Origin of the sequence: Amycolatopsis viridis (assembly GCF_011758765.1) — a bacterium.
GTDB classification, from domain to species: domain Bacteria; phylum Actinomycetota; class Actinomycetes; order Mycobacteriales; family Pseudonocardiaceae; genus Amycolatopsis_E; species Amycolatopsis_E viridis.
On the sequence record NZ_JAANOU010000001.1, the window covers coordinates 543,762 to 568,335 of the forward strand.

The 24,574-nt window shown below is 71.0% G+C and carries 27 protein-coding genes and 1 other RNA gene; 21 read left to right on the top strand and 7 right to left on the bottom strand.

Annotated features, from left to right (window positions below; translation table 11 throughout):
- The first annotated feature begins 17 nt into the window (after window positions 1-17).
- The 3 genes from FHX46_RS02750 (at window position 18) to pobA (ending at window position 3,508) form a co-directional block, all read left to right on the top strand.
- Complete coding sequence (locus tag FHX46_RS02750) at window positions 18-1,142, top strand: 5-methyltetrahydropteroyltriglutamate--homocysteine S-methyltransferase (RefSeq protein ID WP_167110337.1); 1,125 nt, start codon at window positions 18-20, stop codon at window positions 1,140-1,142.
- A 9-nt stretch (window positions 1,143-1,151) separates the two neighbouring features.
- Window positions 1,152-1,928, top strand: coding sequence for an IclR family transcriptional regulator (locus FHX46_RS02755; RefSeq protein WP_167110339.1), 777 nt, complete (start codon window positions 1,152-1,154; stop codon window positions 1,926-1,928).
- Between the two features lie 398 nt (window positions 1,929-2,326).
- The gene (pobA, locus tag FHX46_RS02760) at window positions 2,327-3,508 is read left to right on the top strand and encodes a 4-hydroxybenzoate 3-monooxygenase (RefSeq protein ID WP_167110341.1); all 1,182 of its coding nucleotides are present in this window, start codon (window positions 2,327-2,329) and stop codon (window positions 3,506-3,508) included.
- Here pobA and FHX46_RS02765 read toward each other — a convergent pair.
- Window positions 3,484-4,332 (bottom strand): helix-turn-helix domain-containing protein, encoded by an 849-nt coding sequence (locus FHX46_RS02765; RefSeq protein ID WP_313886003.1) that lies wholly within the window; start codon window positions 4,330-4,332, stop codon window positions 3,484-3,486. The two genes, pobA and FHX46_RS02765, sit on opposite strands and share 25 nt — an antisense overlap.
- Before the next feature lie 103 nt (window positions 4,333-4,435).
- Here FHX46_RS02765 and FHX46_RS02770 point away from each other — a divergent pair, with 103 nt between their 5' ends.
- A complete protein-coding gene (locus FHX46_RS02770) occupies window positions 4,436-5,020 on the top strand; it encodes a short chain dehydrogenase (protein WP_167110345.1) in 585 nt (194 codons plus the stop codon).
- 24 nt (window positions 5,021-5,044) lie between these two features.
- Entirely contained in the window at window positions 5,045-5,752 is a 708-nt protein-coding gene (locus FHX46_RS02775) for a Clp protease N-terminal domain-containing protein (RefSeq protein ID WP_167110347.1), read from the top strand.
- Window positions 5,753-5,786: 34 nt separating this feature from the next.
- On the opposite strand, the gene gndA is transcribed toward FHX46_RS02775, so the two are convergent.
- Entirely contained in the window at window positions 5,787-7,226 is a 1,440-nt protein-coding gene (gndA, locus tag FHX46_RS02780) for an NADP-dependent phosphogluconate dehydrogenase (protein WP_167110349.1), read from the bottom strand.
- A gap of 209 nt (window positions 7,227-7,435) precedes the next feature.
- Between gndA and FHX46_RS02785 the strand changes: the two genes are divergently transcribed.
- Window positions 7,436-8,293, top strand: a complete 858-nt coding sequence (locus FHX46_RS02785; RefSeq protein ID WP_167110351.1) for a helix-turn-helix domain-containing protein — start codon at window positions 7,436-7,438, stop codon at window positions 8,291-8,293.
- A 16-nt stretch (window positions 8,294-8,309) separates the two neighbouring features.
- Here FHX46_RS02785 and FHX46_RS02790 read toward each other — a convergent pair whose 3' ends face one another.
- The 3 genes from FHX46_RS02790 to FHX46_RS02800 form a co-directional block, all read right to left on the bottom strand.
- A complete protein-coding gene (locus FHX46_RS02790; protein WP_167110353.1) occupies window positions 8,310-8,531 on the bottom strand; it encodes a MerR family DNA-binding protein in 222 nt (73 codons plus the stop codon).
- Between the two features lie 61 nt (window positions 8,532-8,592).
- Window positions 8,593-8,757: a hypothetical protein gene (locus FHX46_RS02795; protein WP_167110355.1), complete on the bottom strand. Its 165-nt coding sequence runs from the start codon at window positions 8,755-8,757 to the stop codon at window positions 8,593-8,595.
- Window positions 8,754-9,182: a hypothetical protein gene (locus tag FHX46_RS02800; RefSeq protein ID WP_167110357.1), complete on the bottom strand. Its 429-nt coding sequence runs from the start codon at window positions 9,180-9,182 to the stop codon at window positions 8,754-8,756. The genes FHX46_RS02795 and FHX46_RS02800 overlap by 4 nt, the downstream gene beginning before the upstream one ends.
- A gap of 211 nt (window positions 9,183-9,393) precedes the next feature.
- Here FHX46_RS02800 and FHX46_RS02805 point away from each other — a divergent pair, with 211 nt between their 5' ends.
- The 3 genes from FHX46_RS02805 (at window position 9,394) to FHX46_RS02815 (ending at window position 12,303) form a co-directional block, all read left to right on the top strand.
- On the top strand, window positions 9,394-9,648 hold the full coding sequence (locus tag FHX46_RS02805; protein WP_167110359.1) for a DUF397 domain-containing protein: 255 nt from the start codon (window positions 9,394-9,396) through the stop codon (window positions 9,646-9,648).
- Window positions 9,649-9,886: 238 nt separating this feature from the next.
- Window positions 9,887-9,983, top strand: an RNA gene (gene ffs / locus FHX46_RS02810) — signal recognition particle sRNA small type.
- Window positions 9,984-10,146: 163 nt separating this feature from the next.
- Complete coding sequence (locus FHX46_RS02815) at window positions 10,147-12,303, top strand: DNA polymerase III subunit gamma and tau (protein WP_167110361.1); 2,157 nt, start codon at window positions 10,147-10,149, stop codon at window positions 12,301-12,303.
- Window positions 12,304-12,333: 30 nt separating this feature from the next.
- On the opposite strand, the gene FHX46_RS02820 is transcribed toward FHX46_RS02815, so the two are convergent.
- Window positions 12,334-13,035: an N-acetylmuramoyl-L-alanine amidase gene (locus FHX46_RS02820; RefSeq protein ID WP_390622579.1), complete on the bottom strand. Its 702-nt coding sequence runs from the start codon at window positions 13,033-13,035 to the stop codon at window positions 12,334-12,336.
- A gap of 217 nt (window positions 13,036-13,252) precedes the next feature.
- Between FHX46_RS02820 and FHX46_RS02825 the strand changes: the two genes are divergently transcribed.
- From FHX46_RS02825 to FHX46_RS02865, 9 genes are all read left to right on the top strand, one after another.
- Window positions 13,253-13,621: a YbaB/EbfC family nucleoid-associated protein gene (locus FHX46_RS02825; RefSeq protein WP_167110364.1), complete on the top strand. Its 369-nt coding sequence runs from the start codon at window positions 13,253-13,255 to the stop codon at window positions 13,619-13,621.
- A gap of 9 nt (window positions 13,622-13,630) precedes the next feature.
- Entirely contained in the window at window positions 13,631-14,227 is a 597-nt protein-coding gene (recR, locus tag FHX46_RS02830) for a recombination mediator RecR (RefSeq protein ID WP_167103047.1), read from the top strand.
- A gap of 14 nt (window positions 14,228-14,241) precedes the next feature.
- A complete protein-coding gene (locus tag FHX46_RS02835) occupies window positions 14,242-14,805 on the top strand; it encodes a uridine kinase (RefSeq protein ID WP_167121048.1) in 564 nt (187 codons plus the stop codon).
- A 130-nt stretch (window positions 14,806-14,935) separates the two neighbouring features.
- Window positions 14,936-16,603, top strand: coding sequence for an ABC transporter substrate-binding protein (locus FHX46_RS02840; RefSeq protein ID WP_208399986.1), 1,668 nt, complete (start codon window positions 14,936-14,938; stop codon window positions 16,601-16,603).
- Window positions 16,604-16,666: 63 nt separating this feature from the next.
- The gene (locus FHX46_RS02845; protein ID WP_167110366.1) at window positions 16,667-17,671 is read left to right on the top strand and encodes an ABC transporter permease; all 1,005 of its coding nucleotides are present in this window, start codon (window positions 16,667-16,669) and stop codon (window positions 17,669-17,671) included.
- Window positions 17,668-18,594, top strand: a complete 927-nt coding sequence (locus FHX46_RS02850; protein WP_167110368.1) for an ABC transporter permease — start codon at window positions 17,668-17,670, stop codon at window positions 18,592-18,594. Before FHX46_RS02845 ends, FHX46_RS02850 begins: the two co-directional genes overlap by 4 nt.
- 4 nt (window positions 18,595-18,598) lie before the next feature.
- A complete protein-coding gene (locus tag FHX46_RS02855) occupies window positions 18,599-19,594 on the top strand; it encodes an ABC transporter ATP-binding protein (protein WP_167110370.1) in 996 nt (331 codons plus the stop codon).
- Window positions 19,594-20,694, top strand: a complete 1,101-nt coding sequence (locus FHX46_RS02860) for an ABC transporter ATP-binding protein (RefSeq protein WP_167110372.1) — start codon at window positions 19,594-19,596, stop codon at window positions 20,692-20,694. Before FHX46_RS02855 ends, FHX46_RS02860 begins: the two co-directional genes overlap by 1 nt.
- A 52-nt stretch (window positions 20,695-20,746) precedes the next feature.
- Window positions 20,747-21,391 (top strand): DedA family protein, encoded by a 645-nt coding sequence (locus FHX46_RS02865; RefSeq protein WP_167110374.1) that lies wholly within the window; start codon window positions 20,747-20,749, stop codon window positions 21,389-21,391.
- Here the strand turns inward: FHX46_RS02865 and FHX46_RS02870 are convergent.
- Entirely contained in the window at window positions 21,346-22,254 is a 909-nt protein-coding gene (locus tag FHX46_RS02870; RefSeq protein WP_167110376.1) for an EamA family transporter, read from the bottom strand. The genes FHX46_RS02865 and FHX46_RS02870 overlap by 46 nt on opposite strands.
- Window positions 22,255-22,369: 115 nt before the next feature.
- Here FHX46_RS02870 and FHX46_RS02875 point away from each other — a divergent pair, with 115 nt between their 5' ends.
- The 3 genes from FHX46_RS02875 (at window position 22,370) to FHX46_RS02885 (ending at window position 24,547) form a co-directional block, all read left to right on the top strand.
- Window positions 22,370-23,281, top strand: a complete 912-nt coding sequence (locus tag FHX46_RS02875) for a LysR family transcriptional regulator (RefSeq protein WP_167110378.1) — start codon at window positions 22,370-22,372, stop codon at window positions 23,279-23,281.
- Window positions 23,282-23,501: 220 nt separating this feature from the next.
- Window positions 23,502-23,966, top strand: coding sequence for a hypothetical protein (locus FHX46_RS02880; RefSeq protein ID WP_167110380.1), 465 nt, complete (start codon window positions 23,502-23,504; stop codon window positions 23,964-23,966).
- A gap of 95 nt (window positions 23,967-24,061) precedes the next feature.
- Window positions 24,062-24,547 carry a carboxymuconolactone decarboxylase family protein gene (locus FHX46_RS02885; protein ID WP_167110383.1) on the top strand — a complete coding sequence of 162 codons (486 nt, stop codon included), beginning with the start codon at window positions 24,062-24,064 and terminating at the stop codon, window positions 24,545-24,547.
- The last annotated feature ends 27 nt before the right edge of the window (window positions 24,548-24,574 follow it).

Here is a 24,574-nt window from a genome sequence, read left to right on the forward strand (position 1 = left end):
TGGTCGAAGATCGGGGCATGACTGCGCGCACGACACCGCCGTTCCGCGCCGACCACGTGGGCAGCCTGCTGCGGCCCGCCGAGTTGCACCGGGCCAGGGAGGACTTCGCACGCGGCGCGATCGGCGCCGACGACCTCAAGGCGGTGGAGGACCGGGCGATCCGGGACGTGGTCGCCATGCAGCGGGAGGTCGGGCTGCGGTCGGCCACCGACGGCGAGTTCCGCCGCGCCTCCTGGCACATGGACTTCATCTACCAGCTCGACGGCGTCTCACGCAGCGACGAGAAGCTGCACGTCAAGTTCCACAACGCGGCCGGCGACCTCGAATTCAGCCCGGCCGGGCTGAAGGTCGACGGCAAGGTCGGGCTGAGCCGGACCATCTTCGGCGACCACTTCACCTTCCTCAAGTCCATTGTGGACGAGTCGCAGACGCCGAAGCAGACCATCCCGTCACCGAGCATGATCTACTACCGCGGCGGCAGGCGCGCGGTGTCCGAGGAGGTCTACCCGGACCTGGAGGAGTTCTACGCAGACCTCGCCGCCGCCTACGCCGCGGAGATCGCCGGCATGGCCGAGCTGGGCTGCACCTACCTGCAGCTCGACGACACCAGCCTGGCCTACCTCAACGACCCGGCGCAGCGGCGGCTGGTCGCCGAGATGGGCGGCGACCCCGACAAGCAGCACCTGCGCAACATCAAGACCATGAACGCGGCGCTGGCCGGGCGGCCGGCGGGACTGACCGTCACCACCCACCTGTGCCGCGGCAACTTCCGCTCCTCCTGGGTCGCCTCCGGCGGCTACGACTTCGTCGCCGACGCGCTGTTCAACGAGCTGGACGTGGACGGCTACTTCCTGGAGTTCGACGACGAACGCTCCGGCGGGTTCGAGCCGCTGCGGTTCGTGCCGAAGGGCAAGTACGTCGTGCTCGGCCTGGTCACCACCAAGCGCGGCGAGCTGGAGCCGGTCGATGTGCTGCGGCGGCGGATCGACGAGGCCGCCCGGTACGTCGACCTCGACCAGCTGTGCCTGTCCGGGCAATGCGGGTTCTCCTCCACGGAGGAGGGCAACGACCTGACCCAGGACGAGCAGAAGGCGAAGCTCGAGCGGATCGTGGCCACCGCCGAGCTGGTCTGGGGCCGTTAACCTGGGCTGATGCGGCACACATCGGCGCAGGCGCCCTCGGTGGTCGACCGCGTGCTGGACGTGCTGGCCGCCTTCACCCCCGACCGGCCGGCGATGACGTTGTCCGAGCTGAGCCGCCGCACCGGGCTGCCGCTGTCCACCACGCACCGGATCGTGGGTGAGCTGGCGCGGCGTGGTGCGCTGGAGCGGCAGGACGACGGGCGGTACCGGGTCGGGTTGTGGCTGTGGGAGGTCGCCTCGCTGTCCCCGCGCGGCACGGTGCTGCGCGACGCGGCCATGCCGTTCCTGGAGGACCTGTACGAGGCCACGCACGAGAACGTGCAGCTCGCGGTGCTCGACGCGCCGGACGTGGTGTACGTCGAGCGCATCTCCGGGCGCAACGCGGTCAGCATCGTCTCGCGCCCCGGTGGGCGGCTCGCCGCGCACGCGACCGGCGTCGGTCTGGTGCTGCTCGCGCACGCCCCGGCGGAGGTGCAGGAGGAGGTGCTGTCCGGGCCACTGCGCCAGTACACGCCCAAGACGATCACCACGGCCGAGGAGCTGCGGCGTGCGCTGGCCGACGCGCGGCGCGACGGCTACGTGATCAGTGACCGGCAGGTGGAGATGGTGTCGCTGTCCGTCGCGGCCCCGGTCTACGGCGCGGACGACACGGTGGTGGCCGCGATCTCGATCGTCATCCCGGCGGCCGGTCCGGACCCGCGCTCGATGGTGCCGGCCGTACGGGCTGCCGCGCGGGGGATTTCCCGGGCGCTGGGGGCGCCCCGCGTGCTGCGGCAGCCGGGCTGACGACGGCGGGTGCGGTCCGGCGCCACCCGGGCTGGCCAACACGCTGCCTGGACCGGCGAACACGGCGCCTGGTGCGGCGAACACGCTGCCCCGGACGGTGAACACGCTGCCCGGACCGGCGAACACGCCGGCTGGTGCGGCCAACACGCTGCCCGGAACGGCGAACACGCCGCCCAGACCGGCGAACACGCTGCCCGGGACGGCCAACTCGTGGCGTGTTTGCCGGGGGGTGCGGCGTGTTGGCCGTCCGTGCGGGCGGGCGCGAGACTGCTCGCCGCCGAGGGGTGTGCGGGGCCAACACGGCGGGGTCGAGCTTCCATTGGGTGGAAGCGGTGCTGGTCTACGGCCCGGGCCACCCGCATCCTGGGTGCGGCAACAGCGGAGCTTGGAGGTTCGTGGTGACGCGCACACAGGTCGGGATCATCGGTGCCGGGCCGGCGGGTCTGCTGCTGTCGTACCTGCTGCACGCCGAGGGTGTCGACGCGGTGGTCCTGGAGGCGCGCAGCCGGGCCTACGTGGAGAAGCGGGTGCGCGCCGGGGTGTGCGAGCACCCGACGGTCGAGCTGCTGCGGGAGATCGGCGTCGCGGACCGGCTGGACGCGGAAGGGCTGCCGCACCACGGTTTCGCGCTCCGGTTCGACGGTCAGGACCACCGGATCGCGCTGACCGAGCTGACCGGCAAGTCGATCACGGTGTACGGCCAGCAGGAGATCGTGAAGGACCTGATCGCCGCGCACGAGGCCAAGGGGTATCCGGTCCACTTCGAGGTCTCCGGCGTCGAGCTGCACGACGTGGACACCGATCGGCCGCGTATCACCTACCGCGACGCCGACGGGGCCGCGCGGACCCTGGAGTGCGACGCGATCGCCGGTTGCGACGGCTTCCACGGTGTCAGCAGGCCGGCGATCCCGGCGGATGCGGTCACCACGTTCGACCGCGAGTACCCGTTCGCGTGGCTGGGTGTGCTCGCGCGGACCCCGCCGTCGCACGAGGAGCTGATCTACACCCACCACGAGCGCGGTTTCGCCCTGCACAGCATGCGCTCGCCGGAGATCACCCGGCTCTACCTGCAGGTGCCCAGCGACGAGAAGATCGAGAACTGGCCGGACGACCGGATCTGGTCCGAACTGGACGTCCGCCTCACCACGAACGCACACGACTTCGTGTTGCGCGAGGGGCCGATCCTGGACAAGGGCATCACGCCGATGCGCAGCTTCGTCACCGAGCCCATGCGGTACGGCCGGCTCTTCCTCGCCGGGGATGCGGCGCACATCGTCCCGCCCACCGGTGCCAAGGGCATGAACCTCGCGGTCGCCGACGTCCGGGTGCTGTCCCGGGCACTGGTGGAGTTGTTGCGCCACGGGCGGTCCGAGCTGGCCGAGTCCTATTCGGACACCTGCCTGCGACGCGTGTGGCGGGCCGAGCACTTCTCCTGGTACATGACGTCGATGCTGCACGTGGACCCGTCGGCGGATGCTTTCGCCCGGCGGCTCCAGCTGTCGCAACTGCGCTACACGGCGAGCTCCCGCGCGGCCGCGACCAGCATCGCGGAGAACTACGTGGGCCTGCCGTTCGCCTGACGCGGCGGCGCGAGCAGCCCCAGAGCGGCTTCCGAGGGCGATCCGGGTTCGGCGGTGAACACCGCGATTCGCTGCCCCTCGTCGGTCAGGGCGAGGAGTTCGTCGGTCAGCGTCAGCCGGCCGGCGACGGGATGGTGGTACTCCCGGGAGTGCGAGGCGCAACCCCGGACCGAGTGCTGCGCCCACAGCCGGGCGAACTCCGCGCTCTTCATGGCCAGTTCGCCGATCAGCGCGGCCAGCCGGCTGTCGTCCGGGTAGCGCCCGGCGATCATCCGCAGGTCGGCCACCGTGTCGCGGGCCTTGTCCGGCCAGGCGGTGAACAGCTCCCGCAACTGCGGGTCCAGGAAGAACATGCGTGTCCAGTTCGGACGGTCCGCGGTCCGCTCCGGCGCACCGAAGTCGAGGTGCCGGGCCAGCAGGGCGTGCGCCATCCGGTTCCAGGCCAGGATGTCCGTGCGCCGACCGAGTACCAGCGCGGGCACGTCCCGGAAGGACTCGATCATCACGCGGACCTCGGACCGGAGTTGCTCGCGCGGCGCCGGCCGTTGCGGACGTCGTCCGGGGCGGGCGAGGGTGAGCAGGTGGGTGCGCTCGTCCTCGTCCAGGCGCAGGACACGGGCCAGTGCCTCCAGGACCGCGTCCGACGCGTTCCGGCTCTGCCCCTGTTCGAGCCGCGTGTAGTAGGCGGCGCTGACCCCGGCCAGCTGGGCGAGTTCCTCTCGCCGCAGGCCGGGAACCCGCCGCCGCTCGCCGTGGCTCGGCAGGCCGGCGTCGGCGGGCTGCAACCGCGCTCGCCGGGACTTCAGGAACTCACCCAACTCCACCTCACCGAGTATCGCCGATCTCCCGGCGGGCAGCCTGACCCTGCCGTTGGTAGGAACAGCAGGTGCCTGGACCGGTGGTGGCACTCCGGTCAGGCTGGAGCTCGTGAAGATCATCGTGATCGGTGCGCACGGCACCATCGGCAGCGCTGTCGTCCGCTCGCTGGAACCGCGGCACGAGGTCGTCCGCGCTGCGCGGCGCGGGCCGGTGCGTGTGGACCTGGCCGACCCGTCCTCCGTCGATCGCCTGTTCACCGCGGTGCCCGAGGTCGACGCGGTGGTGTGCTGCGCGGCCAGTGGCGGGATGACACCGCTGCTGAGCGGCGCCGACGAGGAGTTCACCGCCGGGCTGGACGGGAAGCTGCTGGGGCAGGTGCACCTGGTGCGGCGGGCCGTGCGCCACGTCCGCGACGGCGGGTCGATCACCTTGACCAGCGGTCGGTTCGCCGCGCCGGTTCCCGGTAGTTCCTGGGGCCACCTCGTCAACGCCGGGCTGGAGGAGTTCGTCCGGGCGGCCGCGATCGAGATGCCACGCGGGATCCGCCTCAACGTCGTCAGCCCGGGCTGGGTGGCGGGAACTCCGTCGGCGCCGGACGACGCAATCCCCGTCGCCGAGGTCGCGCGTGCCTATCTGGAGCTCATCGAGGGTTCCGCCCAGGGCGAGATCGTCAACCCAGGGTTGACGATCTAGACAACGTCAACCTAGGGTTGACGCATGACCAGTTCCGTGAAACTCGACGACCTGATCGAGGCCGTCAACCGCCAGCACCCCGACTCCGACGCCCTGCAGCACCTCACCGGTGCCGTGCTGCTCGCCGAGCACCTCGGCGACCTCGCCGACCACCTGATCGGCCACTTCGTCGACCAGGCGCGTCGCAGCGGCGCGTCCTGGACCGACATCGGCGCCAGCATGGGCGTGTCCAAGCAGGCCGCGCAGAAACGGTTCGTGCCCAAGGACTTTTCGAGCGCGGAAGCGTTCACCCGCTTCACCGAACGCGCCCGGCGGGCGATCGTGACCGCCGAGAAGGTTGCGCGGGGCACCGGCGGCGAACAGATCGACACCGGCCACCTCCTGATCGGCGTGGTCGGCGAACGGGACGGCCTCGCGGCGAAGGCGCTGGAGAAACTCGGCGCGACGCCGGAGGCCGTGGGTGAGCGGGTGCACGCGACCCTCCCGCCGCCCGTCGACGAGCTGCCCGCCCACATCCCGTTCGGTCCGCGTGCCCGCAAGGTGATCGAGCTGACCGTGCGGGAAGCCCTGCGGCTGGGGCACAACTACGTCGGCACCGAGCACATCCTGCTGGCCCTGCTCGACCAGGCCGACGGGCCGGCCTTCGACGTGCTCACCGAACTCGGCATCACCAAGGACGCCGTCGACGGGGAGGTCCGCGCGATGCTGCGGACCCTGTTCCCGGACGCGTGACGGGCGCCCACGCGGGCGCCCGTCACGCGGGCGATCAGGCCCCGATCTCCGGGCGGCCGTCGTCGGCCCAGCGGGTGTGGAACGAGCCCTCCCGGTCGACCCTGCGGTAGGTGTGCGCGCCGAAGAAGTCGCGCTGCCCCTGCACCAGGGCGGCCGGGAGCCGCTCGGCACGCAAGCCGTCGTAGTAGGCCAGGGCGGTCGAGAAGCCCGGCGTCGGGATTCCCAGCCGCGCCGCGGTGGAGATCACCGAACGCCACGACTCCTGCGCGTCCTCCACGGCCTTGCGGAAGTCGCCTGCGGTGAGCAGCGTCGGCAGTCCCGGCTCGTCGGCGTAGGCGGCGCGGATGTCGTCCAGGAACTTGGCCCGGATGATGCAGCCGCCACGCCAGATCGCGGCCAGCGCACCCAGGTCGATGTCCCAGCCGTACTCGGCGCCACCGGCCTGGATCTGGTTGAAGCCCTGGGCGTAGGCGACGATCTTCGACGCGTACAGCGCGCGCTCCACGTCGTCGGCGAACGTCTCCGCCGCCGCGCCGGTCAGCGGCGTGCGGGCCGGGCCGGGCAGGCCGCGGCTGGCCTTGCGCAGGTCCGCGCTGCCGGACAGCGACCGCGCGAACACCGCCTCCGCGATGCCGCTGATCGGCACCCCGAGGTCCAGTCCGATCTGGACGGTCCAGCGGCCGGTGCCCTTCTGCTCGGCCTGGTCGGCGACGACGTCCACGAACGGCCTGCCGGTCGCGGCGTCGACGTGCGCCAGCACCTCGGCGGTGATCTCGATCAGGTACGAGTCGAGACGACCGGTGTTCCAGGTCCGGAACACCTCCGCGATCTGCGCCGGCTCGTAGCCCAGCGCACCGCGCAACAGGTCGAAGGACTCCGCGATCAGCTGCATGTCGGCGTACTCGATGCCGTTGTGCACCATCTTCACGAAGTGCCCGGCGCCGTCGGGGCCGACGTGGGTGCAGCACGGGTCGCCGTCGACCTTGGCCGAGATGCTCTCGAACAGCGGTCCCAGCGACTCGTACGACTCCGGCGACCCGCCCGGCATGATGCTCGGCCCGTGCAGCGCGCCCTCCTCGCCGCCGGAGACGCCGGTGCCGACGAAGTGCAGTCCGCGCTCGCGCAGGGCCGCCTCGCGCCGCCGGGTGTCGGCGAAGTGCGCGTTGCCCGCGTCGACGATCACGTCGCCCTTGTCCAGCAGCGGGGCGAACTCCTCGATCACCGCGTCCGTCGGGGCGCCGGCCTTGACCATGATCACCAGCTTGCGCGGCCGTTCGAGCGCGTCCACGAACTCCTGCGCGGAGTAGGTGGGGATGAAGTCGCCTTCGTCGCCGAACTGCTCCACCAGCTCGCGGGTGCGCTGGTCGGAACGGTTGTGCAGGGCGACGGTGTGCCCGTGCCGCGCCAGGTTGCGCGCCAGGTTCCGGCCCATGACGGCCAGGCCCGTGACGCCGATGCTCGCCTTCTTGCTCATGCGCAGCCTTTCCCTCTCTAAGCTCTTCCCGCACCCTAGCGCGGTGCGGTGTTCTCCCAGGTGAACGCGTGGGTAACTAGCGTTCGTCCCACTTTCCTGTCATGCTGCTCACGGTCACTACCGCATTACGGTGCGGCATGGAGTACGGTCGGTGGGTTCGGACCAGGGGCGAGGTGCCGTGGAGCGGGTGAGGGCGCGGAAAATTAGCCATGGCTAGCACCGTTACTTCCCGTCGCAAACAACTCGGCAACGAGCTCCGGCACGCGCGGCTGGCCGCGAAGATGACCCAGCAGCAGGTCGCCGAGGTGCTCGGGTGCACCCAGGGCAAGGTCAACAAGATCGAGTCCGGTGCGGTGGGTGTCAAGCTCGGTGACGTGCGCACCATGCTGGAAACGTTCGGCGTCGACGGGGACGAGTCGGAGGCGTTGCTGCGCCTCGCCCGCGCTGCGGCCGGTAACCGTGGTGCCTGGTCCGGCTACCGGTCGGTGGTGCCGCACTGGTTCCGCACGTTCACCGACCTCGAGCCGGCGGCCGTGGAGATCATGACCTGGCACGGCGAGCGCATCCCCGGCCCGTTGCAGTCCGAGCACTACATGCTCAAGCAGTTCACCGAGTTCGGCGCCACCGACGTCACCTCGCTGGTGCGCAACCGGCTGGACCGCAAGGCCGTGTTCGACCAGCCGCAGCCGCCGTACTACCGGTTCATCATCAGCGAAGCCGCGCTGCACCGCGCGCCCGGCGGTCAGGCACCGGCGGTGATGCTGGACCAGATCGAGCACCTGCTGGAGCTGGACCGGCGCCAGCGCGTGTACATCCACGTGCTGTCCTTCGGCGCCCGGCTGGCCGCGGTGCCGAACGACTTCACGATCATGCGGTTCCCGGAGCGCACCCGCGACTTCGTCTACGTCGAACACTCGGCGGGCGGCGTCTACCTCGACGAGCAGAAGGACTTCCAGCTGTTCGTCGACGCGTGGGACCGCCTGCGCGGCGCGGCACTGGAACGGCAGGAGACCCGCGAATTCCTCGAGACGATGGCGGAGCGGTACCGCGCCGAGATGGGCGCCTGAGGCCGCCGGCAGCGTCTCAGACCGCCGACAGCGCGGCGGTGAGCCGGGCGCGGACGACGTCCAGCGCGGCGATCTTGTCCTCGACTGCGGCGAGGCGCCGGGCGACGACCCGCGCGCTGGCCGGGCAGATCGGGCCGCCGGTGACCTCCTCGTCCAGGCAGCCGAGCAGCGCCCGGACGTCGTCGGCGGTCAGACCCGCGGCGAGCAGCAGCCGGATGTTGCGGACCCGGCCGAGCATCCGCGGTTGACTCCATGCCGCGACGCTAGGGCTTGACCCTGGCGTCAACGTCAAGTCCGGATCAGCTCCGCGGGCGGGGGAGGGCCAGTTCGGCGTTGTGCCGCCACGCGTGCCAGTGCCGGCGGAACGAGCGCGGCAGCAGTGTCCACCGGCGATGGGTGGGTGGCGCCACCGCGGGTTCGGCGCGCTCGGCTGTGGTCGAGCCGGTCAGGATCCGGACGGTCATCCTCGTCCTCCTTCCAGCCGCGGCCCGGGGTTCCCGGCGGCGGCCTTCGCGAGGCAGCGCTCGCACGGCATCCCGGCGCCGAGCGTCAGCCATTCGATCTCGGGCAGCGCGAGACGGGCGCCGCACCGGGCGGTGATCGCGCCGTCGAGGACTGTGCCGGGCTCCAGCGGGAACAGGTGGGCGCAGCGGCGGGCCTCCCGCTCGGTGCCGGGCGCCGGGCGGCCGATCACGGTCACCGGACCGGGCCAGTCCTCGCGCAGGTACCACACCGCGGAGGCATCGGCGTCATCGGCGAGCCAGTCGAGCATGCGGGAAAGCGCTTCCGCCGGGGTTGCCGCCCGGACTGCGGTGTCCCGGCCGTTGACCTTGCCGACGACCATGAACGGGGCCGGCGCGGAGCGGTCCGCCACCTCTGCTGCGAGCACCGTCGAACCTCCCCAGGGCGTGCCGGAACGAGCGGGCTGTTTCATGATCAACCCCGACCGGCAGGAATAATCCTAGTCCTGGAATAATCCCAGTGTCGAGTGATCAACAACGGTGTCACCCGACCGGACCCGGGGGATCCGACGAACGGACCAGGGCACGCACGGCGCGCGACGCGCCGGGGCGGCTCCACACGCACGGAGGTAGGCACTGATGCCGGAACAGCCACGAACGGTGCAGTACGACCCGCGCACAGCGGCGCACCTGTTCGACGAGTCGAAGTGGCAGAAGTCCTTCGCCAGTGAGCCCAACGGCGGCAACTGCGTCGAGGTGAACCTCGCCGCGCCCGGGCTCGTCGGGGTGCGCGACACCAAGCTGGCGGCCAGCCCGGTCTTCGTCTTCGACGCGGGCGAGTGGGCGGCTTTCCTGGAGGGGGTCAAGGCGGGCCAGTTCGACCTGCACGCCTGACCACGATTATCACGAGTTCGTGTGTTATCCACCACATTGTGCCGACAGTGGTGAACGACCGTGAACGGCGCTTCCGGGCGGCCCGGCGGCCCGGAAGCGCCGGGTGATCAGTCGGCACCAGCCGCGGCGACGGCGGCCGGATCGCTCGGTGGGCCGAGCAGAACTTCACTGCTCAGACGGTGGGCGGCAGCACGGTCTACGACCTGGCGCCGGGCGCGACCACCGGGTAGGTACACTGAAGGCGGACCCCCGCGGCGTCCATCCTGTGAACCTCCCCAGGGCCGGAAGGCAGCAAGGATAAGCAGGCTCTGACGGGTGCGGGGGTCCCCTTCGTCAAGGGACTGCCCTTGCACGAAGGGGACTTCGTCCGCGGTGTCTTCCCGGGGGGCGACCCCCCGGACCCCCGCGGTGCGAGCTCCTCGCCTTGGCGGGCGCTGGGCGCGACCGGTGGGGACCAGCGTGCGTTGGGTTGTCGGTGGGGGCCGGTACTCTCGCTTCGTGGCCCTGGCTCTCTACCGCAAGTACCGTCCGGCGACCTTCGCCGAGGTCGTCGGGCAGGAGCACGTCACCGAACCGCTGCGTGCCGCCCTGACGGCGGGCCGCATCAACCACGCGTACCTGTTCTCCGGGCCGCGCGGCTGCGGCAAGACCTCCAGCGCGCGGATCATGGCCCGCTCCCTGAACTGCGTCGAAGGCCCCACCCCCGACCCCTGCGGCAAGTGCGACTCCTGCCGCGCGCTGGCGCCCGAGGGTCCCGGCAGCATCGACGTCACCGAGCTCGACGCGGCCAGCCACGGTGGCGTCGACGACGCCCGCGAACTCCGCGACCGCGCCTTCTACGCACCGGCCGAATCCCGGTACCGGGTGTTCATCATCGACGAGGCGCACATGGTCACCACGCAGGGCTTCAACGCCCTGCTCAAGATCGTCGAAGAGCCGCCGGAACACCTGATCTTCATCTTCGCCACCACCGAGCCGGACAAGGTGCTGCCGACCATCCGGTCGCGCACCCACCACTACCCGTTCCGGCTGATCCCGCCCAGTGCCATGCGCGACCTGCTGGAACGCAACGTCGCTGCCGAGGGCATCCACGTCGACCCGGCCGTGTACCCGCTGGTGATCCGCGCCGGCGGCGGCTCGGCGCGCGACACGCAGTCGGTGCTGGACCAGCTGCTGGCCGGCGCGGGCCCGGACGGCGTCACCTACGACCGGGCGATCTCGCTGCTCGGCGTCACCGACTCGGCCCTGATCAACGACATGATCGACGGCCTCGCCGCAGACGACTCGGCCGCGGTGTTCGGCACGGTCGACCGGCTGGTCGAGGCCGGGCACGAGCCGCGCCGGTTCGCCAGCGACCTGCTCGACCGCCTGCGTGACCTGGTGCTGCTGCGGTCGGTGCCGGACGCGGCGGCGCGCAACCTGGTGTCCGCGCCCGCCGACGAGCTGGACCGGATGACGGCGCAGGCCGAGCGCGCTGGCCTGGCGACCCTGACCCGGTACGCGGAGATCGTGCACAACGGGTTGCTGGAGATGCGCGGCGCGACGGCTCCGCGGCTGCTGCTCGAGCTGCTGTGCGCGCGGATGCTGCTGCCGTCCGCGTCGGAGGGCGAGGCCGCCGTGCTGCAACGGCTGGAGCGGCTGGAACGCCGGGTCACGGTGAGCGGCGGCGGAAGCCTGCCGCCGTCCGACGGCCAGGCGCCCGCGCCGGAACGCTTCCAGCGGCCCTCGCAGCGCCCGGCAGCTGGATCGGCGCCGGACACGGCGTCCGGTGAGCCGTCCCGCCCGGCGGCGGAGGCCGCATCGGCCAGGTCACGTCCCGCCCCGGAAGCTCCCGTCCGCCGCGCGGCCGAACCCGCCGCAGCCCCCGGCCCGGCACCGCGCCCGGAGTCCGCTGCGGCCCCGGAGGTTGCCGCAGCGGGAACTGCCGCCCCCGGCGGGCCGCGGCCGGTGGCCGAAACCGCGTCGCGTCCCGCGCCGGAGGCGCCGGTGCGCCGTCCCACCGAACCGGTCGCACCCCCCGAAGCAGCTGAGGCCACCGGTGCAGCCGGAGTCGCTGAAGCCACCGGAGCCACCGCACCCGGCGGGATCGACGCGGCCGCGATCCGGCGGGTCTGGCCGGACCTGCTGGCCGCGATCCGCAAGACGAGCCGCAGCACCGAGGCGATGATGATCAACGCGACGGTGCAGAGCGTGGAGGGCTCGCTGGTGACGCTGGCGCACAGCGCGGAACCCCTGGCGCGCCGGTTGTCGGAGCCGCGCAACGCCGACTTCATCGCCGGTGCCCTGCACGAGGTGCTCGGCGGCACGTGGCAGGTGCGCTGCGTGCACGGTGGTGGTGGCGGCGGTTCGGCTCGCCGGGACGGCCCGGCGCCGCGCCCGAACCCGCCACAGCGTGAGGCGCCGCAGCAGCGGACGTTCCAGCGCCCCACCCCGGCCGCCGCGCCGGCACCAGCGCCGGAGCCGGCGGCCCGGCGCGAGCCGCCGCCGGAACCCGCGGACGACATCCCCCTCCCGCCCGAGCCGGAGGACGAGGAAACGGCGATGGCCGACGCGGGAGGCCCCGTGCCGGACGTGGTGCCCGCCCCGCAGACCGACCCGGAGGAACTGGCGCGCCGCCTGCTGGCCGAGCACCTGGGCGCCCAGCCGATCGACTGACCACGGACCGGCGGACGACAGCCCGCCCGGTCAGAAACCCGCGTAGTGGGCCAGGTACGAAATCACCGCGGAAGCGACAGCCGCGGCATACCGCTGCCGCCCGTCCACAGTGGACATCAACGCGGCATCGACGGCGTTGCGCATGTTCCCGCATTCCACGAGCACCGCGGGGCGGTCGGACAGGTTCAGCCCGGCCAGGTCGTTCCGGGGCGCCAACCCGTCCGAACCCAGGTAGTTCGACACCGGGAACCCGCCCGCGGCCATCCCGGACCGCAGCGCCCGGGCCAGTTCCAGTGACGGCTCGCCCTGCGCGGCGTTCAACGGCGGGCTCGAGTACGCCACGTGGAAGCCGCGCGCGCCGGCTGCGGTGGAGCCGTCCGCGTGGATCGACACCACCGCGTCCGCCCCGGCACGGTTCCCGATCGCCGCGCGTTCGTTCACACACGGTCCCACGCCGGAATCGTCGGTGCGCGTGTACACCACCCGCACCCCCTGCGCCGACAGCAGCGCGCCGGTCCGCTGCGCCACGTCCCAGGTGAACGCGTGCTCCGGATACCCGCGACCGGTCGCGGTGCCCGTGGTGTTGCACGGCTTCGTCTGCCCGCGCCCGGCCGGCACCGGCGCGTTGATCACTCCCGGCCGGCCCGCGTTGCCGCCGTTGTGCCCGGGATCGAGCACCACCGTCACCGCCTTCCGCGGCGGCACCGACGACGGCGCTGGGGAGGACGGCACTGGGGAAGACGGCGCTGGGGAGGACGGCGCCGGAGCCGACGACGACGGAACCACCGGGGACGACGAGGGAGCCACTGGGGCCACCGCCGGGGAACACGCGGCGACCAGCAACACCCAGCTCAGGACCAGGCCGATACGACTGCGCACGGCGAACACGGTGCCACAGCCGTCCGAGCTACGCTGGAACCCACAGCACAGGAGCGACGAAACGGGGATCATGGTGCAACCCGGCGGTGGAATGCCCGACATGCAGGCCATCCTCCAGCAGGCGCAGCAGATGCAGCAGCAGCTCGTCGCCGCGCAGGAGGAGCTCGCCCGCACCGAGGTGACCGGCACGTCCGGCGGCGGTCTGGTCACCGCGACCGTCACCGGCGGCATGGAGCTCAAGTCCCTGCAGATCGACCCGAAGGTGGTCGACCCCGACGACACCGAGACGCTCGCCGACCTGGTCGTCGCCGCGGTGCGGGACGCGATGGCGAGCGCGCAGAAGCTCACCGAGGAGAAGCTCGGCCCGGTCGCCGGCGCTCTCGGCGGCGGTGGCGGCATGCCCGACCTCGGCGGACTCGGTCTGCCCGGCCTGACGTAGCGGGCCCCGTTGTACGAAGGGGTAGTCCAGGACCTGATCGACGAGCTGGGGCACCTGCCCGGCATCGGCCCGAAGAGCGCGCAGCGGATCGCCTTCCACCTGCTGGCCGCCGACCCGGCCGACATCGCCCGGCTGCAGGACGTGCTCGGCAAGGTCCGCGAAGGCGTGCAGTTCTGCGAGATCTGCGGCAACGTCTCCGAGCAACAGCAGTGCCGCATCTGCCGGGACCCGCGGCGGGACACGGCGCTGATCTGCGTCGTCGAGGAGCCCAAGGACGTGCTCGCGGTCGAGCGCACCCGCGAGTTCAAGGGCCGCTACCACGTGCTGGGTGGCGCGCTCGACCCGCTGTCCGGCATCGGCCCGGACCAGCTGCGCATCCGCGAGCTGCTGGCCCGGCTCGGCGCGGAGCAGGTCACCGAGGTGATCATCGCGACCGACCCGAACACGGAGGGCGAGGCCACCGCGACCTACCTGGTGCGGATGCTGCGGGACTTCCCCGGCTTGGCCGTGACGCGGCTCGCGTCGGGTCTGCCGATGGGCGGTGACCTGGAGTTCGCCGATGAGCTGACCCTCGGCCGCGCCCTGTCCGGCCGCCGCGCTTTGTGACGCTGGTCGACGACGTGCTGGCCGGCCCGCCCCGGTGGGGGCGGGTCCGGCTGGTCGCCGTGGACGGCCCGTCCGGCGCCGGCAAGACCACCTTCGCCGCGCGGCTCGTCGACGCCTTCCGCGCCCGCGGCGTGACGACCGGTCTGGTCGCGACCGACCACTACGCGACCTGGGACGACCCGGTGGCGTGGTGGCCGCGGCTGGTCACCGAAGTGCTCCGGCCGCTGGCCGCCGGCCGCCCCGCGGTCTACCGCCCAGTGGACTGGACCACTGGTGCACCACGACCCGGGCCGATCCGCACGGTCCACCCGGTCGACGTGCTCGTGCTGGAGGGCGTGTCCGCCGGCCGGGCATCGATCCGCCCCGCGCTGTCCGCCCTGTGCTGGGTCGAGGGGCCGGATCCGGAGACCCGGCTGGCCCGGGCGGTCCGGCGGGACGGCGAGGGTGTTCGTGGTCCGCTCGCCGCTTGGCAGCAGTTCGAACGGGGTTGGTTCGCGGTCGATGGGACCCGCGGGCACGTACATCCGGACGGGTTAGTGCTTTCGTCCGGTCTTACGCAGCGTGAGAACTTTTCGTAACTTTTTGAACGGTATGCGCCGTTTTGTCTCGTTTTACGTAGCGCGATCGTAACCTCACACGCTTACCGAACTCGCCACATCCCATTAGTGTCGTCGATCACATACTGGAACTTCCACAAGGAGTGCGAGCATGCTCCCAACGCGGGCAGGTGGGTTGCGCCGCATCGCCCTGATCGGGCTTGCCGGCGCCCTCGCGGTCACGGCGGCCGCTTGCGCCTCCGAGCGCGGCTCGGGCAACAACGGCGCCAGCGACACCTTCATCTTCGGGGCGGCCGGAGCCCCGAAGAACTTCGATCCGATCTTCAACGACGACGGCGAGAGTTTCCGCCCCGCCCGCCAGATGTTCGACACCCTGGTCACCTACAAGCCGGGTACCACCGAGCTGCAGGGCGCGCTCGCCACGGCGTGGACACCGAGCGACGGCAACAAGACCTGGACCTTCACGCTGCGCCAGGGCGTCAAGTTCCACGACGGCACCCCCTTCAACGCCGCGGCGGTCTGCTTCAACTTCGACCGCTGGTACAACATGAAGGGCGCCGCCGCCCAGAGCCAGATGATCTACTACGGCGACGTCTTCGAGGGCTTCGCCAAGAACGAGGCCGACACCACCGGCCAGCCCGTCTACAAGAGCTGCGAGGCCAAGGACGACCACACCGCCGTTCTCCACCTCAACAAGCCCAAGGGTGCGTTCCCGGACGCGTTCGGCCTGACCTCGTTGTCGATGTCCAGCCCGGACGCGCTGAAGAAGTACAACGCCGACACCGTGACGCAGAGCGGCGAGGCGTTCACCTACTCGCCCTACGCCACCGACCACCCGACCGGTACCGGCCCGTACAAGTTCGACAGCTTCGACAAGGCGAACAACACGATCACCCTGGTCCGCAACGAGGACTACTGGGGCGAGAAGGCCAAGACCGCCAAGCTCATCTTCAAGATCATCCCGGACGAGAACGCCCGCAAGCAGGAGCTCGCGGCCGGCACCATCGACGGCTACGACTACCCGAACCCGGCGGACTACAACTCGCTCAAGCAGGCCGGCGACCAGGTGCTGATCCGGCCCGCGTTCAACATCCTCTACCTGGGCATCAACCAGAAGAACAACCCGAAGCTCAAGGACGTGCGGGTCCGCAAGGCGATCGAGTTCGCCATCAACAAGGACCAGCTCGTCAAGAACCGGCTGCCGCAGGGCGCCTATCCGCAGGACCAGTTCCTGCCGAACAACGTGCCCGGACACACCGACGCGGTGGAGAAGGACAGCTACAACCCGGACGTGGCCCGGCAGCTGCTGGCCCAGGCCGGCGCCTCGGACCTGGCGCTGAACTTCTACGTGCCGACCGAGGTCACGCGGCCGTACATGCCGAACCCGGTGGACATCGCCGCCGCGGTCACCGACGACCTGAAGGCGGTCGGCATCAAGGTCAACGTGGTCCAGGAGCCGTGGAACGGCGGGTACAAGGACTCCGTGCAGAAGGCCGGCAAGCAGGACCTGCACCTGCTCGGCTGGACCGGTGACTACGCCGACGCGGGCAACTTCATCGGCACGTTCTTCGGGCGGCCGAAGCCGGAGTTCGGTTTCGACAACCCGCAGATCTTCAGTGCACTGTCCACTGCGGATGCCCAGGCCACGCCGGACGCGAAGAAGGCCGCCTACGAGAACGCCAGCGTGCTGATCTCCCAGTACGTCCCGGCGGTCCCGCTGTCGTCGTCCCCGCCGGCGATCGTGGTCCGCGGGAACGTCAAGGGCCTGGTCCCGACCCCGCTGACCGACGAGCGCTTCTACACGGTCACCAAGGGCTGAGTTCCGCTCCCGGCGGCGGGGAGGCGCAGGCTTTCCCGCCGCCGCGCGGACTGAGGCGATCACATGCTCCGATTCGTGATCCGTCGGTTGCTGCAAGCGATCCCGACGCTCCTCGTGCTCTCTGTCCTGGTCTTCGCCTGGCTCCGCCTGCTGCCCGGTGGTCCCGCCACCGCGCTGCTCGGCGACAAGGCGACGCCGGAGAAGGTCGCGGCGATGAACAACGTGCTCGGACTGGATCAGCCGATCCCGGTCCAGTACTTCAAGTTCCTCGGCCGGATCCTCACCGGTGACTTCGGCGCGTCCCTGATCAGCGGCGACGGCGTGCTCACCGAGATCGCGCGGGCGTTCCCCGCCACGGTCGAACTGTCCCTGGCCGCGCTGGTCCTCGCCGTCGGGTTCGGCATCCCGATGGGATACCTCGCCGCGCGCTACCGCGGCCGGTTCCTGGACAACGCGACCGTGCTCACCACGCTGGTCGGGGTCGCGGTGCCGGTGTTCTTCTTCGGTGTGCTGCTCAAGTACGTGTTCGCGCAGAAGCTGGGTGTCCTGCCGCCCTCGGGCCGCCAGGACGTGACCATCGACGCCACGCACATCACCGGCTTCTTCACCCTGGACGGCCTGCTCACCGGTGAGCTGGACGCGACCTGGGACGCGATCAAGCACCTGATCCTGCCGTCGATCGCGCTGGCCAGCATCCCGTTCGCGGTGATCGTGCGGATCACCCGGGCCTCCGTGCTGGACGTGCAGCAGGAGGACTTCGTGCGCACCGCGGAGTCCAAGGGCCTGACCACGGCGACGATCCGGCAGCGGCACGTGCTGCGCAACGCGTTGCTGCCGGTGTCGACCACGATCGGCCTGCAGACCGGTCTGCTGCTGGCCGGCGCCGTGCTGACCGAGAAGGTGTTCAACTGGAACGGGCTCGGCGCGCTGCTGGCCCAGGGCATCGAACGCCGGGACTACCCGCGGCTGCAGGCGTTGCTGCTGCTGGCCGCGACGGTGTACGTCCTGGTCAACCTCCTGGTCGACATCTCGTATGCGATCATCGATCCGAGGGTGCGGGTGCGATGACCTCCATGTTGCGGCGCAAGGCCGAACGCATCGACGACCTCGCGGAGTCCGGCGGCACCAGCCTGGCGGCGGACGCGGTGAAGCGGATGTCGCGCAACCCGGTGGCGATCATCGGCGCGGTCATCACGGTTCTGTTCGTGCTGCTGGCGATCCTGGCCCCGTTCCTGGCACCGAAGAACCCCTACATCCCCTACGACGAGCTGCGCGTGAACCTGCGGCCGGACTTCATCCCCGGGCCGATGGACGGGTTCGTGCTCGGCAGCGACCACCGCGGGTACGACTTCTTCTCCCGGCTGCTGGTCGGCGCGCGGCAGACGCTGATCGTCGGTGTGGTCGCCACGTTGATCGGGTTGACGATCGGCATGGTCATCGGCGGGCTGGCCGGCGCGCTGGGCGGCTGGGTGGACACGCTGCTGATGCGGTTCACCGACATCTTGCTCGCGATTCCCTCGCTGCTGCTGGCGATCTCGATCGCGGCGCTGTTCTCCCAGGGGACACAGTGGACGGTCATCATCGCGGTGGCGGTGGTGAGCGTGCCGGTGTTCGCCCGGCTGTTGCGCGGGGCGATGCTCGCGCAGCGGTCGAGCGACCACGCGCTGGCGGCGACCGCGCTGGGTGTGCGGCGCCGCACGATCGTGTTCCGGCACATGCTGCCCAACTCACTCGGCCCGGTGGTCGTGCAGGCCACCCTGACGCTGGCGACGTCGATCATCGACGTGGCCGCCCTGTCGTTCCTCGGCCTCGGCGACAACAACACCAGCCGGGCGGAGTGGGGCCTGATGCTGGCCCAGGCCCAGTCCCTGCTGGACGTCAAGCCGAGCCTGGCGTTCTACCCGGCCATCGCGATCATCGTGGTGGCGCTGGGGTTCACACTGCTCGGTGAGTCGCTGCGCGAGGCGCTCGACCCGAAGAACAGGCGGTAACGCGTTGAGTCTTCTGCGAGTACACGACCTGTCGGTGGTGTTCCACCGCAAGGGAACCCGGCCGTTCACGGCGGTCGACGGGGTCGGCTTCGAGGTCGAGCCGGGCCGCACGGTCGGCCTGGTCGGCGAGTCGGGCAGCGGCAAGTCGGTCACTGCGCTGGCGATCATGGGCCTCCTGCCGAAGCGGGGCGCGACCGTCTCCGGCGAGGTCCTGTTCGAGGACACCGACCTGCTGCAGCTGTCCGACCGGCAGCTGCGCGACCGGCGGGGCCGCGACCTCGGCATGGTGTTCCAGGACCCGCTGTCGTCACTGAACCCGGTGATCCCGATCGGTCTGCAGATCACCGAGGTGCTGGAACGGCACCGCAAGATGGAGCGCAAGCAGGCCCGGGTGGAGGCCGCGGACCTGCTCGACCGCGTCGGCATCCCGGACCCGGACCGGCGCCTGTCGGAGTACCCGCACCAGCTCTCCGGCGGCATGCGGCAGCGCGCGCTCATCGCGATCGCGCTGGCCTGCCGCCCGCGGCTGCTGATCGCGGACGAGCCGACGACCGCGCTGGACGTGACGATCCAGGCGCAGATCCTGGCGTTGCTGTCCGAGCTGGTGCGCGACACCGGCACGGCGCTGATCATGATCACCCACGACCTCGGCGTGGTCGCGGGGTTGTGCGACGAGGTGAACGTCATGTACGGCGGGCGGATCGTCGAGCGCGCGGAGCGGCACGCGCTGTTCGCCGCTGCCCGGCACCCGTACACCCACGGCCTGCTGTCCTCGATCCCGCGGCTGGACGCGCCGCGCGGGGAGAAGCTGGTGCCGATCAAGGGCTCCGTCGCGGACAACATCCCGTGGTCGCAGGGTTGCGCGTTCGCGCCGCGCTGCCCGAACGCGCTGGACGTCTGCCGCGAGGTCACGCCCGAGCTCGGCGCGGACTCCGGCGGCATGCTGCGGTGCCACAATCCGGTGGGCCGCCCGGTCGCGGCGGGCGAGGGGGTGCGCTGATGTCCGAACCGCTGGTGCACACCGAAGGCCTGGAAGTGCACTTCCCGATCAAGCGCGGCCTCGTGCTGGACCGCACGGTCGGTCACGTCTACGCCGTCGACGGCGTGGACCTGGAGATCCGGCGTGGCGAGACCTACGGCCTGGTCGGCGAGTCCGGTTGTGGCAAGACCACGCTCGGCCGCAGCCTGCTGCGGCTGGTCGAGCCGACCGGCGGGCGGGCGGTGTTCGACGGCGTCGACCTGTCCACGCTCAAGGGCGAGGCGCTGCGGAAGATGCGGCGCCGGATGCAGATGGTGTTCCAGGACCCGCTGTCCAGCCTGGACCCGCGGCAGTCGGTCGAATCGATCCTCGTCGAGGGCATGCGGGCGCACGGCCTGGACAAGGGTCCGGAGAGCACCCGCAAGCGTTTGCGCGAGCTGCTGGACGCGGTCGGGCTGGCCGAGAACTCGCTGCGGAAGTACCCGCACGAGTTCTCCGGCGGGCAGCGGCAGCGCATCGGGATCGCGCGGGCGCTGGCCGTCGAGCCGGATCTGATCGTGGCCGACGAGCCGGTGTCCGCGCTGGACGTGTCCGTGCAGGCGCAGGTGATCAACCTGCTCGAGGAGCTGCAGGACTCGCTCGGCCTGACCTATCTGGTGATCGCCCACGACCTCGCCGTGGTCCGGCACATCTCCGACCGCATCGGGGTGATGTACCTGGGTTCGCTGGTCGAGGAGACCGACGCGGGGACGCTGTACGACGAGCCGCTGCACCCGTACACGCGCGCGCTGCTGTCGGCGATCCCGGTGCCGGACCCGGTCGTCGAGGACAGCCGGGAGCAGATCCTGCTGGCCGGCGATCTGCCCTCGCCGGCCAGCCCGCCGTCGGGTTGCCGGTTCCACACCCGCTGCCCGTGGCGGCAGGAGACCCGGTGCGACACCGAGCGGCCCGCGCTGCGTGAGCTCGGCGCGGGACACCGGGTGGCCTGCCACTGGGCGGAGGACATCCAGGCCGGGCGCATCACGCCGCACGAGGTGGAACCGGAATTGGTGAACGCGCGGTCGTCACCCGATTCCGCGGTTCCGCAGGCCGCGTCGGTGGCGGAATTGCTGGAGCCCTGAGACGGGTACCCTGACGGCAGTTCCGCCCGTGTCCGAGTAGGGAGTCCGACCGGTGCACATCGACCAGTGGCTGGAGACCATCCCGCCGCTCCTCGTCTACCTGGCAGTGGGCCTGGTGATCGCGTGCGAGAGCCTCGGGGTCCCGCTGCCGGGCGAGATCGTGCTGGTCAGCGCGGCGCTGCTGGCGTCGCAGCACAGCGGGCTGAACCCCTGGGTGGTCGGCATCGTCGGCAGCGGCGGCGCCATCATCGGGGACAGCATCGGTTACGTGATCGGGCGCAAGGGCGGGCAGCGGCTGTTCGACTGGGCCGGGCGGAAATTCCCGAAGCATTTCGGCCCGGACCACGTGCACACCGCGGAACGGATGTTCCGGAAACGGGGCATGTGGGCGGTCTTCTTCGGGCGGTTCGTCGCAATTCTGCGCATTCTGTGCGGTCCGTTGGCCGGGTCGCTGCACATGCACTACCCGCGGTTCCTCCTGGCGAACGCGCTGGGCGGGATCGCCTGGGCCGGCGGCACGACGGCCCTGGTGTACACGCTCGGCGTGGTCGCGGAGAAGTGGCTGTCCCGGTTCTCCTACATCGCGCTGGTTGTCGCCATCGTGGCGGGCGTGGTGATCAGCCTGGTGGTCAAGAAGCGGATGGGCCGGCGTCACGAGGAGACGAACTCGGCCGAGCGCGCCTCCGCCGAGCGCTGACGCCTGGGTAGCGAGCCGAACAGCACGCCCGCCACCACGACCGCGCCGGCCAGCACCTCGACCAGCGCCGGGGTCTCGTCCAGCGCGACGAACGCGGCGGACATGCCGATCACCGGCACGAGCAGGGAGAACGGCGCCACCACGTTCGCCGGGTTGCGGCGCATGAGGACGGTCCAGATGCTCGACCCGAGGACCGTGCCGACGAGCACGACGTAGGCGAACCCGGCCAGCCCGGCCAGTCCCCCGGCCGTGCCGAGCGTGGCCAGCGAGTGCCATTGCGCCGCCGGGCCCTCGAAGATCGTGGACAGCGTGAGCATCGGGATCGGCGGCACCACGGACATCCACAGCGTGAGGTGGACCGGGTTGTCCGGCCGGGCCTGGCGCGAGCAGATGTTGCCGGCGGCCCAGCTCACCGCGCCGAGCAGGGTGAGCACGACCGGCAGCAGCGCCGCGTTCTCCGCGCGGTGCCAGGCGATCACGCCCATCCCGGCGACCGCCGCGAGGATCCCGCTCAGCTGCCGCGCCGACAGCGGTTCCCGCAGGAAGAGGCCGCCGAGCAGGACGGTGAACGGTGCCGACGCCTGCAGCACGAGCGACGCCAGCCCGGTCGGCATGCCGTGGGTGAGCGCGATGAACAGGAACGCGAACTGGCCGGTGCCGAACCACAGGCCGAAGCCGATCAGCCAGCGCAGTGGCACCTTCGGCCGCGGGATGAACAGGATCGTGGGGACCGCGATGACCGCGAAGCGCAGCGCTCCGGCGAACAGCGGCGGGAAGTGGCCGAGCATGGGGTGCATCGCGATGAAGTTCAGACCCCACAGGACGACGACGAACAGGGCGAGGAGACGGTCGCGTAGAGACATGGGCGCGCAGCGCCTCCTTGAGGGGGGGGGGCGGTGGGTGGGACCTCTCCAGCGTGCCTGCGGTAACTGTGAAGAACAATCGAGAATGTTTGCAGCCACCGTGTAGCGTTCCTTCATGGATGTCGGCCGGTTGCGGGTGCTGCGCGAGTTCGCCGACCGGGGCAGCGTGACGGCCGCCGCGAAGGCGTTGCACTGCACGCCCTCGGCGGTGTCGCAGCAGCTCAGGGCATTGCAGGCGGAGGTCGGGCTGGTGTTGACCGAACCGGCCGGGCGCGGTCTGCGGTTGACCGACGCCGGCCGGACGCTGGTGGTGCACGCGGACGAGGTGATCGCCGCGCTGGACCGGGCGGAGGCCGCGCTGGACGTCTTCCGCAGCCTGCCGCACGGGCGGGTGCGGGTGGCGATCTTCCCGTCCGCGGCATTGATGCTGCTGCCCGGTCTGCTGCACCGGTTGGGCGAGGTCGAGGGGCTGGACGTCGAGGTGCGTTACCTCGACATGACCCCGCGCGAGGTGCCGGAGCTGGTGGCGGACTTCGACATCGTGGTCACCCACCGGGACGAGCACGCCGAGCCGTTCCCGTCCGCACGGCTGGACGTGGTGCCGTTGCTGCGGGAACCGCTGGACGTCGCGCTCCCGGGCGGGCACCGGCTGGCCCGCCGGAGGCGGGTGGACCTCACCGAGCTGGCCGGGGAACAGTGGATCTCGGTGGACGTCGGCTTCCCGGTCGACGACGTGCTGCGCTCGCTCGCGGTCCGGACCGGGGTGCGGCCGCAGGTCACGCAGCGCATCAACGACTTCCGGATCATCGAGGCGCTGGTCGCCGCGGGGCACGGTATCGCGCTGCTGCCGCGGTACACGCTCGCCGGTACCTGGTCGAGGCGGATCGTGCGCCGCCCGCTGGCCGGTATCCGCGCGGCGCGCCTCATCGAAGCCGTGTTGCGCACCGGGACCGGCACCCGCCCTCCGGTGGCCACCGTGCTGGAGCTGCTGCACGCCGAAGCCGAGGCGGTGACCCGCAAGGCGTGACCGCCAGGGTGCCCGCCCCGGTGTCGGGTACCTGCAGGACGGATCGTCCGACGGATGTGCGGCGATCGCGGTCATCAGGACGCCGCCCAGGTGTTCTGCTGAATCGCTCCGTGACGAAGGTCGGAGGCCACTGGTTGTTCAAGATCAACTGACCAACCCTGCTCGTAGCTGTGACACGCGGTCCGGCATGATGCGCCGGGTGAAATCACCGAAACCGATCATGCGACGAGTCATGTCCTGGGCGATGGCCACCTTGGCGACCGCCGGCATCGTCGTGGCCGCGGCCCCGACTGCCGCGGCTGCGCCTGGCGAACCCCAGTTCTTCGGGTCGTGCGACGTGTCCCTGTACACGTGCCAGGACGGCGCCAAGGTGTCCGCCCCGGGGCCCCACGACCGCTGCGGCACCGGCCCCGAGCACACCAAGGTGTGCATCCGGTACGACGGCGACGTGGTGTACGTGCAGGACGGATCGTCCGACGGACGTGCGGTGATGGCGGTCATCGAGCAGTACACCGGCAAGCACTGGGACAACGCCCGGCTCTGCCGCAACCCGCACGGGCACGGGACCTGGGCGAGGTGCCGGTTCGACTGGAAGGAGAGCGCCACCAAGGTGGTCCAAGGCTCTGTCCTGTTGAGCACCTCCTTGACCAGGACCGAAACGCTCTGGTCGTTCGAGAACAACTGACCTCACTGGTTGTGGCGGAGGTCACTGTCACGTCTGCGGTCCGGCCGGTGCCTCGTGTGCGTAGACGGTCACCGACCACGAGGAGGACGACAGACATGGCACCCCGCATCGACATGGCCGCCACCGAGATCGGCGCCAAGCTCATGAAGCGGTTCGCCAACCTGCACACGGTGCTCCAGCAGTCGACGCTGCCGGTCTCCACCCAGGAGCTGGTCTCGCTGCGTGCCAGCCAGATCAACGGCTGCGCGCCCTGCGTCGACATGCACACCAAGGAGGCGGCGGCCGCGGGGGAGACCGCGGTCCGGCTGAACCTGGTCGCGGTGTGGCGCGAGGCCACGGTGTTCACCGCGGCGGAGCGTGCGGCGCTGGCACTCGTCGAGGAGGGCACCCGGCTGGCCGACCACCACCAGGGCGTGTCGGACGAGACGTGGGCGCAGGTGCGCGAGCACTACGACGACGAGCAGATCACCGCGCTCGTCGCCCTGGTCGGCCTGATCAACGCGGCCAACCGGATGAACGTGATCGTGCGCAACCAGGGCGGCTCGTACGAGCCCGGCATGCTGGCCGCGGTCGCGAGCTGAGGGAAGGAGACGGCCGGCCGCCGGATC

Excerpts from the sequence above, each read along its gene's own strand:
- FHX46_RS02750 (WP_167110337.1), top strand. The coding sequence starts at position 18 with ATGACTGCGCGCACGACACCGCCGTTCCGCGCCGACCACGTGGGCAGC.
- FHX46_RS02755 (WP_167110339.1), top strand. The coding sequence starts at position 1,152 with ATGCGGCACACATCGGCGCAGGCGCCCTCGGTGGTCGACCGCGTGCTG.
- FHX46_RS02775 (WP_167110347.1), top strand. The coding sequence starts at position 5,045 with ATGACCAGTTCCGTGAAACTCGACGACCTGATCGAGGCCGTCAACCGC.
- gndA (WP_167110349.1), bottom strand. The coding sequence starts at position 7,226 with ATGAGCAAGAAGGCGAGCATCGGCGTCACGGGCCTGGCCGTCATGGGC.
- FHX46_RS02785 (WP_167110351.1), top strand. The coding sequence starts at position 7,436 with ATGGCTAGCACCGTTACTTCCCGTCGCAAACAACTCGGCAACGAGCTC.
- FHX46_RS02790 (WP_167110353.1), bottom strand. The coding sequence starts at position 8,531 with ATGCTCGGCCGGGTCCGCAACATCCGGCTGCTGCTCGCCGCGGGTCTG.
- FHX46_RS02795 (WP_167110355.1), bottom strand. The coding sequence starts at position 8,757 with ATGACCGTCCGGATCCTGACCGGCTCGACCACAGCCGAGCGCGCCGAA.
- FHX46_RS02805 (WP_167110359.1), top strand. The coding sequence starts at position 9,394 with ATGCCGGAACAGCCACGAACGGTGCAGTACGACCCGCGCACAGCGGCG.
- FHX46_RS02825 (WP_167110364.1), top strand. The coding sequence starts at position 13,253 with ATGGTGCAACCCGGCGGTGGAATGCCCGACATGCAGGCCATCCTCCAG.
- FHX46_RS02840 (WP_208399986.1), top strand. The coding sequence starts at position 14,936 with ATGCTCCCAACGCGGGCAGGTGGGTTGCGCCGCATCGCCCTGATCGGG.
- FHX46_RS02845 (WP_167110366.1), top strand. The coding sequence starts at position 16,667 with ATGCTCCGATTCGTGATCCGTCGGTTGCTGCAAGCGATCCCGACGCTC.
- FHX46_RS02850 (WP_167110368.1), top strand. The coding sequence starts at position 17,668 with ATGACCTCCATGTTGCGGCGCAAGGCCGAACGCATCGACGACCTCGCG.
- FHX46_RS02860 (WP_167110372.1), top strand. The coding sequence starts at position 19,594 with ATGTCCGAACCGCTGGTGCACACCGAAGGCCTGGAAGTGCACTTCCCG.
- FHX46_RS02870 (WP_167110376.1), bottom strand. The coding sequence starts at position 22,254 with ATGTCTCTACGCGACCGTCTCCTCGCCCTGTTCGTCGTCGTCCTGTGG.
- FHX46_RS02875 (WP_167110378.1), top strand. The coding sequence starts at position 22,370 with ATGGATGTCGGCCGGTTGCGGGTGCTGCGCGAGTTCGCCGACCGGGGC.
- FHX46_RS02880 (WP_167110380.1), top strand. The coding sequence starts at position 23,502 with ATGCGACGAGTCATGTCCTGGGCGATGGCCACCTTGGCGACCGCCGGC.
- FHX46_RS02885 (WP_167110383.1), top strand. The coding sequence starts at position 24,062 with ATGGCACCCCGCATCGACATGGCCGCCACCGAGATCGGCGCCAAGCTC.